The organism is Paraburkholderia dilworthii (assembly GCF_000472525.1).
Classification (GTDB): domain Bacteria; phylum Pseudomonadota; class Gammaproteobacteria; order Burkholderiales; family Burkholderiaceae; genus Paraburkholderia; species Paraburkholderia dilworthii.
Genome location: NZ_AWZT01000007.1, coordinates 37,218 through 50,855, shown reverse-complemented (window position 1 = coordinate 50,855; position 13,638 = coordinate 37,218). Strand labels below are relative to the sequence as shown.

Here is a 13,638-nt window from a genome sequence, read left to right as displayed (position 1 = left end):
CGCTGCACCGGCGGACGGCTCATGCGGCCTTCGTGAGCCACCTATTATTTTTCCTTCTCAAACAGCGAAATCGCCGTGCGTCTGACCTCGATCAAACTCGCTGGATTCAAGTCATTCGTCGATCCCACGCATTTCCAGGTTCCGGGCCAGCTAGTCGGCGTGGTCGGACCGAACGGATGCGGCAAATCCAACATCATCGACGCCGTGCGCTGGGTGCTCGGCGAATCGCGCGCCTCCGAGCTGCGCGGCGAGTCGATGCAGGACGTGATCTTCAACGGTTCGACTGCGCGCAAACCGGGCAGCCGTGCTAGCGTCGAGCTCGTGTTCGACAACGCCGACGGGCGTGCTGCCGGGCAGTGGGGCCAGTATGCCGAGATTGCCGTGAAGCGCGTGCTCACGCGCGACGGCACGTCTAGCTACTACATCAATAATCTGCCGGCGCGTCGCCGCGACATTCAGGACATCTTCCTCGGCACGGGTCTCGGGCCGCGCGCCTACGCGATCATCGGGCAGGGCATGATCGCGCGCCTGATCGAAGCGAAGCCCGAAGAACTGCGCGTGTTTCTCGAAGAAGCCGCGGGGGTATCGAAGTACAAGGAACGCCGCCGCGAGACGGAGAACCGTCTACACGACACACGTGAAAACCTGACGCGGGTCGAGGATATCGTCCGCGAACTGGGCACGAATCTCGAGAAGCTCGAGGCGCAGGCGGTGGTCGCCACCCGCTACAAGGAACTGCAGACCGACGGCGAAGAGAAGCAGCGTCTGTTATGGCTGCTGCGCAAGAACGAGGCTAGCAGCGAGCAGGAGCGTCAGCAGCGCGCCATCGAACAGGCGCAGATCGACCTCGAAGCGCAAACCGCGAAGCTGCGCGAAGTGGAAGCGCAGCTCGAAACGCTGCGCGTCGCGCATTACTCGGCGAGCGACGCCATGCAGGGCGCACAAGGCGCGCTCTACGAAGCGAATTCCGAAGTGAGCCGGCTTGAAGCCGAGATCAAGTTCATCGTCGAATCGCGCAACCGCGTGCAGGCGCAAATCGCGGCGCTCACCGCGCAGCGGGAACAGTGGCAATCGCAGGCTGAAAAAGCGCAAGGCGATCTCGAAGACGCCGAAGAACAGCTCGCCGTCGCCGAAGAAAAAGCCGTGATCGCGGAGGAAGAAGCCGCCGCGAAACACGACGCAATGCCCGCGCTCGAAGCCCGCTGGCGCGATGCGCAAGCGGAACTGAACGCGGAGCGCGGCGGCATCGCGCAGACCGAACAGGCGCTCAAGCTCGAAGCCGCACATCAGCGCAACGCCGATCAGCAATTGCAGCAGTTGCAGCAGCGTCATGAGCGGCTGAAGTCGGAAGCGGGCGGCCTCGACGCGCCCGACGAAGCTCAGCTGGAAGAGTTGCGCATGCAGCTCGCCGAGCACGAAGAGATTCTGCACGACGCGCAAACGCGTCTTGCCGATGCCCAGGAAACGCTGCCGCGCCTCGACGCCGAACGGCGCGCCGCGCAGGAGCGCGTGCAAGCCGAAAGCGCACAGATTCATCAGCTCGACGCGCGCCTTGCCGCGCTCAAGCAGTTGCAGGAAAACGTCCAGACCGAAGGCAAGATTCAGCCGTGGCTCGAAAAGCACGAACTGGGCGGCCTGCCGCGTCTGTGGAAGAAGCTGCATGTCGAAGCCGGGTGGGAAACCGCGCTCGAAGCCGTGCTGCGCGAGCGGCTTGCCGCGCTCGAAGTGTCGAACCTCGACTGGGTCAAGGCTTTTGCTACCGACGCGCCGCCGGCCAAGCTCGCGTTCTACGCGCCGCCCGTCGCGGGTCAGCCGGTCGCGGCGTCGCCCGCACTGCGTCCGCTGCTGTCGCTGGTTCGCATCGACGATGCAGGCATCCGAGCGGTCTTGAACGACTGGCTCGGCCTTGCGTTCGTCGCTGATGACTTGCAGCAGGCGCTCAGCATGCGCTCGCAATTGCCCGAAGGCGGCTCGTTTGTCGTGAAGGCGGGGCATGTGGTCACGCGCGTCGGCGTGCAACTCTATGCCGCCGATTCGGAACAGGCCGGCATGCTGGCCCGTCAGCAGGAAATCGAAAATCTCGCGCGTCAGGTGCGCGCACAAGCACTGCTCGCCGACGAAGCGAAAGCCGCCGCGATCCGCGCTGAAGCCGCGCACACGCAAGCCGCGCAGGCGCTGAGCGACGTGCGTCAGCAGGCCGAGCGCGCGACGCAGCGTGTGCACGCATTGCAACTCGACGTGCTCAAGCTCACGCAGGCGCACGAGCGCTACACGCAGCGCAGCACGCAGATTCGCGAAGAGCTCGAAGAGATCAACGCGCAGATCGAAGAACAGCGTGCGATGCGTGCGGAATCCGAAGCGAACTTCGAGCGCCACGACGGTGAACTGGCGGAATTACAGGCTCGTTTCGAAGATCATCAACTGGCTTTCGAAGCGCTCGACGAAGCGCTCACCGCTGCACGCGGCGAGGCGCGCGATCTCGACCGCGCCGCGACCGACGCGCGCTTCGCCGCGCGCAACATGGCGAATCGCATCGACGAATTGAAGCGCAGCATTCAGGTCGCGCATGAGCAGAGCGAGCGGGTTGCGGCGTCGCTCGAAGATGCGCGCGCCGAGCTTGAAACGATCAACGAGCAGACCGCTCACACAGGCTTGCAGGACGCGCTCGATATTCGCGCAGTCAAGGAAGAGGCGTTGCATGCCGCGCGTCTCGAACTGGACGACCTGACGGCCAAGCTGCGCGCCGCCGACGAAACGCGTCTGACGGCCGAGCGTGCGCTGCAACCGCTGCGCGACCGCATCAACGAATTGCAGTTGAAGGAGCAGGCCGCGCGGCTGAACGGCGAGCAGTTCATCGAGCAACTGTCCGCGGCCGGCGTGGACGAGGCGGAGCTGCAAGCCAAACTCACGCCGGACATGAAGCCGTCGTACCTGCAGGGCGAAGTCACGCGGATCAACAACGCGATTACTGCGCTCGGTCCGGTCAACATGGCTGCGCTCGATGAACTGAAGGCGGCCACGGAGCGCAAGTCGTTCCTCGACTCGCAATCAGCCGATTTGACGAGCGCGATCGAAACGCTCGAAGACGCAATCCGCAAGATCGACGGGGAAACACGCACGCTCTTGCAAGGCACCTTCGACGAAGTGAACCGTCATTTCGGCGAACTGTTCCCGCGTCTCTTCGGCGGCGGCCAGGCGAAACTGATCATGACCGGCGACGAAATTCTCGACGCCGGCGTGCAGGTCATGGCACAGCCCCCGGGCAAGAAGAATTCGACGATCCACTTGCTGTCGGGCGGCGAAAAAGCACTCACTGCCACCGCACTCGTGTTCGCGATGTTCCAGTTGAATCCGGCACCGTTCTGTCTGCTCGACGAAGTGGACGCGCCGCTCGACGACGCCAACACCGAACGTTTCGCGAACCTCGTGCGCGCGATGTCCGACAAGACCCAATTCCTTTTCATCTCACACAACAAGATCGCGATGGAAATGGCGCAGCAACTGATCGGCGTGACGATGCAGGAGCAGGGCGTGTCGCGCATCGTTGCCGTCGACATGGAAACGGCTGCGGGTTTCGCCCAGAATATCGTTTAAGTTTTCGTTTGAATCAAGGTAGCGCGGGCGCCCGCGTTCAGCGCTGCGGCATTGGCCGCGCGATACGTGTGACGGGCGCCGGGCCGCGAGATAAAGAATTGCTGATGGAGCATGCATGGACGAGTTGACACTCGGTTTGATCGGCGCGGGTGCCGTGGTGGTCGGGGGCGTGGTCGTGTACAACGCGTGGCAGGGCGCCAAGGTGCGCCGCAAGATGCCACGGTCCATGCCCGCGGACGCCGCGGAGAATTTCGCGCGCGACGACCATCAGGAACAGAGCCCGTTCATCGAACCGGCTAGGCCGACCACGCGCCGCGAGCCGGTAGTGGGCTCGGAGGCGTCTGCCGATACGGCGTCGGCTCGCGTCGAGCCGACTTTTGGCGCACCGCTAGGCGCCGCGCCGCTCGATACGCCGGCCGATATTCAGGCCGAGTCGACCACACCGAACGGCTATCTGTCAGCCGGCGACGATGCCGCGACGGAAGCCGGTGCAAGTGCCGATGCTGGCAAGGACGCAGCGGCAGCCGGTCAGCCCACGAGCCACACGTCGCGCGAAGCCGACGAGCAGATCGAGCCAATTCTGCCCGCTGCCACGACGATCTCGTCGGCGCCGCCGGCCATCGTCGATCGCCGCATCGACTGCATCGTGCCGATTCGTCTGAACGGACCGGTTGCCGGCGACAAGGTGATTCCGCTTGCGCAGCGTTTGCGCCGCGCCGGCAGCAAGCCGGTGCATATCGAGGGCAAGCTCGAAGGCGGCGCGTGGGAGTTGCTGCAAAACGGCGCGCGTTATGAAGAGCTGCGCGCGGCCGCGCAGTTGGCCAATCGCAGCGGTGCACTGAACGAACTCGAATTCTCCGAGTTCGTGACAGGCGTGCAGCAGTTCGCCGACGCAATCGACGCGTCGCCGGAATTTCCCGACATGCTCGAAACGGTCGCGATGGCGCGCGAGCTCGACGGTTTCGCCGCGCAATGCGACGCGCAATTGTCGATCAACGTACTGTCCGACGGTGCGCCCTGGTCGGCCAATTACGTGCAGGCCGTGGCGTCGCAAGACGGCTTGCTGCTCTCGCGCGACGGCACGCGTTTCGTCAAGCTCGACGCGCGGCAGAGTCCGGTGTTCATGCTGCAATTCGGCGACACCAACTTCTTGCGCGACGACCTCACGTACAAGGGTGGCCAGATGATCACGCTGGTGCTCGACGTGCCGGTCGCCGATGAAGACATCTTGCCGTTCCGTCTGATGTGCGACTACGCGAAGTCGCTCGCGGAGCGCATTGGCGGGAGGGTGGTGGACGACGGCCGTCGCCCGTTGCCGGAGACCGCGTTGCTCGCCATCGAAAAGCAGTTGATGACGCTGTACGCGAAGCTGGAACAGGCCGGCATCCCGGCGGGCTCGCCCGCCACGCGGCGTTTGTTCAGTCAGTAACCCGCTGCGGATTTGAAGTGTCTGCAACGGCCGCGCATCGCGCGGCCGTTGTCGTTTCGAACGGGCACCGCGCACACTTTCGCATGCTCGCGCTCGGGCCTGCAACCTGGCCATTCGGCCGATGTAAAGGGGCACGCTTCCTGCGATAATCCAGTGTCCGATTTCACTGAAGAAGCGCTCGACAGCATGGCTCGAACTCCCGCCTCACATTCAGCAACCAGCGCTCCGGCCGAGCGGGCCGCGTGGCTGCGCGCGGAACTTGAACGCGCCAATTACGCGTACTACGTGCTCGATCAACCGGACCTGCCGGACGCGGAGTACGACAGGCTGTTCAAGGAGTTGGAGGGCATCGAGGCGCAGCATCCCGACCTGATCGTGCCGGATTCGCCCACTCAGCGCGTGGGCGGTGAGGCGGCGAGCGGATTCGAGCCGGTCGTCCACGACCAGCCCATGCTGTCGCTGAACAACGGCTTCGCGGACGAAGACATTCTCGCGTTCGACAAGCGCGTCGGCGACATACTCGGCAACAATGCGAAGGAGCCGCCGGTGCCGGTCGACTACGCGGCCGAACTGAAGTTCGACGGCCTCGCGATCTCGCTGCGTTATGTCGACGGCGTCTTCGTGCAGGCCGCTACGCGCGGGGACGGCACGACGGGTGAGAACGTCACCGAGAACGTCCGCACGATCCGCTCGATTCCACTCAAGCTCAAGGGCAAGCGCGTGCCGCACATACTCGACGTGCGCGGCGAAGTGCTGATGTTCAAGCGCGACTTCGAGCGTCTGAACGAGCGTCAGCGGGCCGCGGGTCACAAGGAGTTTGCCAATCCGCGCAACGCCGCGGCGGGCAGCTTGCGTCAGCTCGATTCGAAGATCACCGCGCAAAGGCCGCTGTCGTTTTTTGCGTATGGCATCGGTGTACTCGACGGGATTGAGATGCCGGCTACGCACAGCGAACTGCTCGACTGGTATAAGGAGTTGGGCCTGCCGGTCAATGCGGAACGTGCGGTCGTGAAGGGCGCAGAAGGTCTGCTCGCGTTTTTCAACGCGGTCGGCGAGAAGCGCGACAAGCTGCCGTACGACATCGACGGCGTGGTGTACAAGGTCAACCGGCGCGACGAGCAGGACGCGCTCGGCTTCGTGTCGCGTGCGCCCCGGTTTGCGCTCGCGCACAAATTCCCGGCGCAGGAAGCGCTGACGAAACTCGTCGCCATCGACGTGCAGGTCGGCCGCACCGGCGCGATCACTCCGGTGGCGCGCCTCGAGCCGGTGTTCGTCGGCGGCGCGACTGTCACGAATGCCACGCTGCATAACGAAGACGAAGTGCGTCGCAAGGACATCCGTATCGGCGACACGGTGATCGTGCGGCGCGCGGGCGACGTGATTCCGGAGGTGGTGAGCGCGCTCACCGACCGGCGCCCGCATGACGCTCGCGAATTCGTGATGCCGACGCATTGCCCCGTGTGCGGCTCGAACATCGAGCGGTTGCCCGACGAGGCGATTGCGCGCTGCACCGGCGGCCTGTTCTGTCCGGCGCAGCGCAAGCAGGCGCTGTGGCACTTCGCGCAGAGGCGCGCGTTGGACATCGACGGGCTGGGCGAGAAGATCATCGATCAACTGGTCGAGCAGAACCTGGTGCGCACGCCCGCCGATCTGTTCAACCTGGGCTTCGCGACGCTTGCAGAGCTTGACCGGTTCGCCGACAAGTCCGCGCAGAACCTGCTCGACTCGCTCGAGAAGGCCAAGCACACTACGCTTGCCCGCTTTATCTACGCGCTCGGTATTCGCCATGTGGGCGAATCGACGGCGAAAGATCTGGCGAAGCACTTCGGCTCGCTGGACCCGATCATGGACGCGTCGGTGGAAGCGTTGCTGGAAGTCAACGACGTCGGGCCGGTGGTCGCCGAATCCATTCACCAGTTTTTCGCGGAGGAGCACAACCGCACCGTGATCGAGCAATTGCGCGCACCGGGCAAGGTCACATGGCCGGAAGGGCCGCCCGCGCCGAAGGCGCCGCAAGGCGTGCTGGCCGGCAAGACGGTCGTGCTGACGGGCACGTTACCGAGTCTCGCTCGCGAGGAGGCCAAGGAAATGCTCGAAGCGGCCGGCGCGAAAGTGGCCGGCTCGGTGTCTAAGAAAACAGACTATGTGGTGGCGGGCGCCGAAGCTGGCAGCAAGTTGGCAAAGGCCGAGGAACTCGGCATTCCCGTACTCGACGAAGATGGTATGCGTAAGCTCCTGGAGGGGCAGCTATGATCCGCGAAATTCTCAAGATGGGCGATCCGCGCCTGCTGCGTATTGCCGATCCGGTCGATCACTTCGACACGCCGGAATTGCATGATCTCGTGAAAGACATGTTCGAGACCATGCACCACGCGAACGGAGCGGGGCTCGCCGCGCCGCAGATCGGCGTCAATCTGCAGGTGGTGATTTTCGGATTCGGCAGCAACGAACGCTATCCGGATGCGCCACCGGTGCCGGAAACGGTGCTGATCAATCCGACCATCACGCCGGTTTCGCTGGATATGGAAGAGGGCTGGGAAGGCTGCCTGTCGGTGCCGGGGCTGCGCGGCGCGGTCAGCCGCTTTTCGATGATCAAGTATCACGGCTTCGACCAGTACGGCAAGCCGATCGATCGCGTTGCCGAAGGTTTTCACGCGCGCGTCGTGCAGCACGAATGCGATCATCTGATCGGCAAGCTGTATCCGATGCGGATTACCGATTTCGCCAAATTCGGCTTTACCGAAGTGCTGTTTCCAGACCTGGATCCGAATACCGACGATTAACCGGCCGTTTCATTCGGCGGTAGCGTCGTCGCGGCAACAAAAAACCCACGCATCCGCGTGGGTTTTTTTCGGGGCCGCCACCGCGCCGGATGCCCTTAAGGTGGCGTGGATCGGTCAGGCGCGTGATCAGCGGTTGTCGGCCGGCGTCAGAACGACTCGTCCGCTGCCAGGTAGCGCCACTGTCCGGGCGGCAGTGCGCCAAGCACCACACGGCCCATCCTCACGCGTTTGAGGCCCATCACTTCGAGGCCGACGAGTTCGCACATGCGGCGAATCTGGCGCTTCTTGCCCTCGCGCAGCACGAAACGCAATTGCTCGCCGTTTTGCCAGCTGACTTCGGCGGGCTTGAGCGGCACGTCGTCGAGCGAAAGGCCGTGACGCAACAGCGCGAGACTTTCCGGCGGGAAGTGACTTTCCACATCGACTGTGTGCTCACCGTAGGCGACGCGCACCAGGTATTCCTTGTCGATCTCCGAATGGCCGCCGATCAACTGCTTGGCAATGCGGCCGTCTTGTGTCAACACCAGTAAGCCGGTCGAATCGATGTCCAGGCGCCCGGCCGGCGCAAGCTGACGCAGATGCGCGACGGAAAAGCGGATGTCCGAGCGGTCGCCGTCCCAGCGATTCTCTGGCGTAACCAGCGTGATGGCCGGCTGATAGCCGTCTTCTGCCTGGCCCGACACGTAGCCGACTGTCTTATGGATCAGCACCGTCACCTGGCTCGCTTGCACGGCTTCGGCAGCGGGGTCGATTTCGATCCGCTGATCTGGGCGAACCTTCGTGCCCAAGGTGTCGATCCGTTCGCCGTCGACTAGCACCCAGCCTTTCTCGATCCATTCGTCGGCTTCGCGGCGCGAGCACAGGCCCAGCTCCGACATGAGCTTGGACAGGCGCAGCGTGCCGGGGGCATCTTCGATATCGCGACGCGGCGTGCGCGGGGCGGTGTCGCCGTGCGCGCGGTGTTCGGCCAATGCGCCGCCACGCGGTTTGGGCTTGCCGGATCGCGCCGGGCGATCGTCGCTGAAACGGCGGTCTCCCGCCGGTGCCTTATCGAAGTTGCGTGCCGGGCGTTCGCCACGATCGGTATGCGTAGCGCGCGGCGCGGCGTGCGAGTCGGTTCGCGCCGGGCGATCGCCGAATTCCCGGCGGGCCGGGGCACGTTCGCTTCGTTCTGCCCGGTCGTCGCGGGGTGCGCGTGCTGGACGGTCCGAGCGGTCGCCATAGCCGCTCTTGACCGGCTTCGCGAAGCTGCGTTCGCCTTCGGAACGGCGCGGTGGGCTGTCGCCGCGCGGTCCGCGCTCGCCGCCGCGGCGGTCTTGTGAAGCGCCACGGTCGTTGCTGAAGCGAGGGCGGTCGGAGGCATCCCGTTCACCGCGCATTGGACGCTCGCCACGTGAGCCGCCTTCGGAGGGACGGGCTGCTGACGTGCGCGGTCCGCTGAACGGACGGCGTTCGCCTTCATCGCGGCGCGGTGCGCGATTGCCCTCGAAGCTGCGGGAGGCGCTGCGGTCTGCGTTTCCTTCGAAGCGGCGGGGTGCGCGTTCACCGCGATCGGTGCCGCCTTCGAAGCGGCGCGGTGCGCGTTCACCGCGATCAGCGCCGCCTTCGAAGCGGCGCGGTGCGCGTTCACCGCGATCAGCGCCGCCTTCGAATCGGCGGGGTGCGCGTTCACCGCGATCAGCGCCGCCTTCGAATCGGCGGGGTGCGCGTTCACCGCGGGCACCACCACCGCTTTCGGATCGGCGGGGCGCGCGATCACCGCCACCTTCAAATCTGCGAGGCGCTCGCTCGCTACTTCCCGCGCGATCTTCAAACCGGCGCGGCGCACGTTCGCTGCGCTCACCGCCAGCAGCGCCACTTCCCGTACGACCTTCAAACCCGCGCGGCGCGCGTTCCCCCACATCCCGACGCGGCCCGCGCTCTCCACGTTCACCGGCGCCCTCAAACTTGCGCGGCGCCCGCTCACCACCTTCGCGCCGCGGCCCGCGCTCGCCGCTCCCTTCAAAACGCCGCGCGGGCGCGCCTGCGCCCTCGCGGCGCGGCGGGCGGTCCGACGCCGCGCGTCGCCCGCTGCCGGCGCCGCCCGCATCGCGCTCGCGCGAAAACGAGCCTTCGTCGCGGGGCGCACGAGGCGCACGCGCGCCCGCGCCAGCCGGACGCTTGCCACCGGACGACTTACCCGCGCCTTCGCCTCGCGCGCCGCTCGGGCCCGCCATCGACGGTTTCGGTCCTGCGGGCCGTGTCGGCTTGCGTGCCGACGTGCTGCCGCTACGGACAGGGGCGCGTTCGGACGAAGCCGGCCGCGGGTGCTTGGCTGTTAATTTGAGTCGCATGAAATCTCACACTGCGATCGCGCGCAGCAGTTCTGTCTCGACCTGAATTTGCAGGCGGTTGTCCGACAGACCGTGTCCATCCAGCAGAAACACGTCCTCGACGCGTTCGCCGAGCGTGTTGATCCGCGCCGACGCGACGCCGACCCGGTGTTCGGCCAGCACGCGCGCGATCGAATAAAGAAGGCCTGGCCGGTCGTTCGCCGACACGGACAGGATGTAGTATTGGCCGCGCTCGTCGGCCCGAAGGTCGACGCGCGGCGTAACAGGGAAGGTCCGCGATAGCCGCGACAAGCGGCCCTTAGACGGCCCGGGGAGCCAGGTGCCGTCGCCGGTGAGGCGCGCGGTCAGTTCCTGTTCGACGAGGTTGGCAATGTCGCGATAATGCACGTCTTCTTCGGTATGCGCGACGAGGAAATTATCGAGCGCATAGCCGTGACGTGTCGTGCTGACCCGCGCGTCGAGCACCGACAGGCCGTTGCGGTCGAAATACGCGCAAATGCCGGCGAACAGATCCGGCTGATCCTTCACATACACCAGCACCTGAAGCGCTTCGCCAATCGGCGATGGGCGGGCACGAACGATCGGCGTGGGCGTCTCCACATAACGGTAGAGCACGCGCGTTTGCCACGCGATGTCCGCCGCGTCGTGGCGCAGAAAGTAGCCGACGTCGAGCTTGTCCCACAGCGCCTTCTGCGCGCCTTCCGGCACCGTCTCGAGGCGCAGCAGCGCGAGCGCCTCTTCCTGACGCGACTCCAGTTCCGAATGCGCGTCCGGCCGCGCGCCGCCGAGCACCGCGAGCGTCGCGCGGTACAGGTCTTCGAGCAGCTTGCCTTTCCACGTATTCCAGACCTTCGGGCTGGTCCCGCGGATGTCGGCCACCGTCAGCAGATACAGCGCGGTCAGGCGTCGCTCGCTACCGACCAGTTCAGCAAAGCGCTTGACGACCTCAGGGTCGCTCGTGTCCTGTTTCTGCGCGACCTGGCTCATGGTCAGATGCTGCTGCACCAGCCACACCACCAGTTCGCCGTCTTCGCCCTCGATGCCGTGATTGCGGCAGAAACGCCGTGCGTCGGCCATGCCGAGCGTGGAGTGGTCGCCGCCGCGACCCTTGGCAATATCGTGAAACAGCGCCGCCACGTATAGCACCCACGGCCGGTCGAAGCTGACGATCAACTGGCTGCAAAACGGATACTCATGCGCGTGTTCGGCGACCGCAAAGCGCCGCAGATTACGCAGCACCATCAGAATGTGCTGGTCAACGGTGTAGACGTGATACAGGTCGTGCTGCATCTGTCCGACAATACGCCGGAAGTTCAGCAGGTAGCGCCCGAGCACGCTCGTCTGGTTCATCAGGCGCAACGCGTGCGTGATGCCGGCCGGCTGCTTCAGGATGTCCATGAAAAGGCGCCGGTTTCCCGGATCACGGCGCCAGTGCTGGTCCATCACGTCGCGGGCGTTGTAGATCGCGCGCAGCGTGCGCGCCGACAGACCCTTGACGCCCGGCGTCTGCTCGTACAGCAGGAACGCTTCGAGAATCGCGTTCGGCTCGCGCTGGAACAGGTCGTCGCTGGCAATTTCGAGCATGCCTTGCTTCTCGACGAAGCGGTCCGACAGCACCCGCGTAATGCCGCTCGTGCTCGGGAAAAGCTGCGCCTCGATGTTCTGGATCAGGATCGTGGCGAGCTGCGTGACCGCCTTGGCCGCCCAGTAATAGCGGCGCATCAGCTGTTCGCTCGCGCGCTTCGTGGCGGTGGGCTGGTAGCCGAAACTTTCGGCCACCGGCGTTTGCAGATCGAACACCAGAATGTCCTGACGACGTCCGGCAGTGACGTGCAGCCGCGCGCGCAGCGACTTCAGAAAACCTTCGTTGCGCCGCAGCTCCTGCGCTTCGCGCTCCGTAATGAGACCGCGCGCCTCGAGTTCGCGCCAGCTGCTGCCGAAACGGGCGGCTTGGGTTACCCACAGGATCAGTTGGAGATCGCGCAGCCCGCCCGGGCTTTCCTTGATGTTCGGCTCGAGCGCGTAGGGCGTGTCCTGAAACTTGGCGTGACGCTGGCGCATCTCCAGCACCTTGGCCTGGAAGAACGCTTTCGGGTCGAGCGCCTCGCGATAACGCTTCACGAAGTCGTCGAACAGCGCGGCGCTGCCCGTGATGCGCCGCGCTTCGAGCAACGACGTGCGCACGGTCACGTCGTTCGCGGCTTCTTCGAGACACTGCGAAACGGTGCGCACGCTGCTGCCGAGTTCCAGCCCCAAGTCCCACGCGAGGCTGATAAAGCGCTCGACGCGCGCCTCCAGATGCTCGAGCGGCGCATCGGGCAGCAGCACCAGAATGTCGATGTCGGAATGGGGCGCCAGTTCGCCGCGCCCATAACCGCCCACCGCGAGCAACGCAAGATCGGCCGGCAGTTCGCAGGTGTTCCAGGCGGCGCGCAGGGAGTCGTCGGTGGTGCGCGAAAGCGCCGCCATCAACGCTTCCACGTTGGTGGCGGTCTTGAAGCGTTCCAGCAACTGGGCTTTGGCCACTTTGTAGTCTGCCTTGAGCGACGTGGCATGGGACGAGGCGACGGCTGGAACACTACTCATGGGCGGCTGGCGGTGAGGAGGCGAAATCGGTCAGGCCGTGGCGGCAACCACAGGCGGACGCGCAGGCGTGCCGGCAGAAACGGTCAGCACGTCATAACCGGTCTCCGTCACGAGTACCGTGTGCTCCCATTGCGCCGAGAGGCTGCGGTCCTTGGTCTTGACGGTCCACTGATCGGGCATGGTGCGGATGTCGCGGCGGCCGGCGTTGATCATCGGCTCGATCGTGAAGATCATGCCGGCTTGCAGTTCGAGCCCCGTGCCGGGACGGCCATAGTGCAAAATCTGCGGATCTTCGTGAAACACCGTGCCGATGCCGTGGCCGCAATATTCGCGTACTACGCTGTAGCCTTGGGCCTCGGCGTGCTTCTGGATCGCATAGCCGATGTCCCCAAGATGCGCACCCGGGCGCACCTGGTCGATGCCGAGCCACATGCATTCGAACGTGGTCTGAACGAGCCGTTTGGCGAGAATCGACCCCTCGCCGACGATGAACATGCGGCTCGTATCGCCGAAATAGCCGTCTTTTATCACCGTGATGTCGATGTTCAGCGCGTCGCCGTTCTTCAGCGTCTTGTCGCCGGGAATGCCGTGGCAGATCACGTCGTTGACGGAAATGCAGGTGGCCTTGGGGTAGGGCGGATAGCCGGGCGGCTGATAATTCAGCGGCGCGGGCACAGTGCCCTGTTCCTTCAGCATGTATTCGTGGCACAGGCGGTCGAGTTCGCCGGTGGTGACGCCGGCGGTGACGAACGGCGTAATGTAGTCGAGTACTTCGCTCGCAAGTTTGCAGGCGACGCGCATCTGCGCGATATCGTGTTCGTTTTTGAGCGTAATAGCCATGAGTCGGGCCTGAAATGCGATTTATTCCGGGATTATCGCACCATATTCCCCATGCCGCTGTGTTTTGGCGCCC

At 64.8% G+C, this 13,638-nt stretch carries 7 protein-coding genes; 4 read left to right on the top strand and 3 right to left on the bottom strand.

Annotation, left to right across the window (positions count from 1 at the left end):
• The first annotated feature begins 75 nt into the window (after positions 1-75).
• The 4 genes from smc (at position 76) to def (ending at position 7,806) form a co-directional block, all read left to right on the top strand.
• Positions 76-3,594, top strand: a complete 3,519-nt coding sequence (smc, locus tag F759_RS0108840; protein WP_027799528.1) for a chromosome segregation protein SMC — start codon at positions 76-78, stop codon at positions 3,592-3,594.
• A gap of 115 nt (positions 3,595-3,709) precedes the next feature.
• A complete protein-coding gene (locus F759_RS0108830; RefSeq protein ID WP_027799527.1) occupies positions 3,710-5,023 on the top strand; it encodes a cell division protein ZipA C-terminal FtsZ-binding domain-containing protein in 1,314 nt (437 codons plus the stop codon).
• 186 nt (positions 5,024-5,209) lie between these two features.
• Positions 5,210-7,276, top strand: coding sequence for an NAD-dependent DNA ligase LigA (ligA, locus tag F759_RS0108825; RefSeq protein WP_027799526.1), 2,067 nt, complete (start codon positions 5,210-5,212; stop codon positions 7,274-7,276).
• A complete protein-coding gene (gene def / locus F759_RS0108820; protein ID WP_027799525.1) occupies positions 7,273-7,806 on the top strand; it encodes a peptide deformylase in 534 nt (177 codons plus the stop codon). Before ligA ends, def begins: the two co-directional genes overlap by 4 nt.
• 146 nt (positions 7,807-7,952) lie before the next feature.
• Here def and F759_RS40720 read toward each other — a convergent pair whose 3' ends face one another.
• The 3 genes from F759_RS40720 to map are packed head-to-tail and all read right to left on the bottom strand — an operon-like array spanning position 7,953 to position 13,565.
• Entirely contained in the window at positions 7,953-10,139 is a 2,187-nt protein-coding gene (locus F759_RS40720; protein WP_084534226.1) for a pseudouridine synthase, read from the bottom strand.
• Positions 10,140-10,145: 6 nt separating this feature from the next.
• Positions 10,146-12,725, bottom strand: coding sequence for a [protein-PII] uridylyltransferase (locus F759_RS0108810; RefSeq protein ID WP_027799523.1), 2,580 nt, complete (start codon positions 12,723-12,725; stop codon positions 10,146-10,148).
• A gap of 30 nt (positions 12,726-12,755) precedes the next feature.
• Positions 12,756-13,565 (bottom strand): type I methionyl aminopeptidase, encoded by an 810-nt coding sequence (gene map, locus F759_RS0108805; protein WP_027799522.1) that lies wholly within the window; start codon positions 13,563-13,565, stop codon positions 12,756-12,758.
• Positions 13,566-13,638 lie beyond the last annotated feature (73 nt).

Coding starts and splice junctions, on each gene's coding strand:
- F759_RS0108830 (WP_027799527.1), top strand. CDS start 3,710: ATGGACGAGTTGACACTCGGTTTGATCGGCGCGGGTGCCGTGGTGGTC.
- ligA (WP_027799526.1), top strand. CDS start 5,210: ATGGCTCGAACTCCCGCCTCACATTCAGCAACCAGCGCTCCGGCCGAG.
- def (WP_027799525.1), top strand. CDS start 7,273: ATGATCCGCGAAATTCTCAAGATGGGCGATCCGCGCCTGCTGCGTATT.
- F759_RS40720 (WP_084534226.1), bottom strand. CDS start 10,139: ATGCGACTCAAATTAACAGCCAAGCACCCGCGGCCGGCTTCGTCCGAA.
- F759_RS0108810 (WP_027799523.1), bottom strand. CDS start 12,725: ATGAGTAGTGTTCCAGCCGTCGCCTCGTCCCATGCCACGTCGCTCAAG.
- map (WP_027799522.1), bottom strand. CDS start 13,565: ATGGCTATTACGCTCAAAAACGAACACGATATCGCGCAGATGCGCGTC.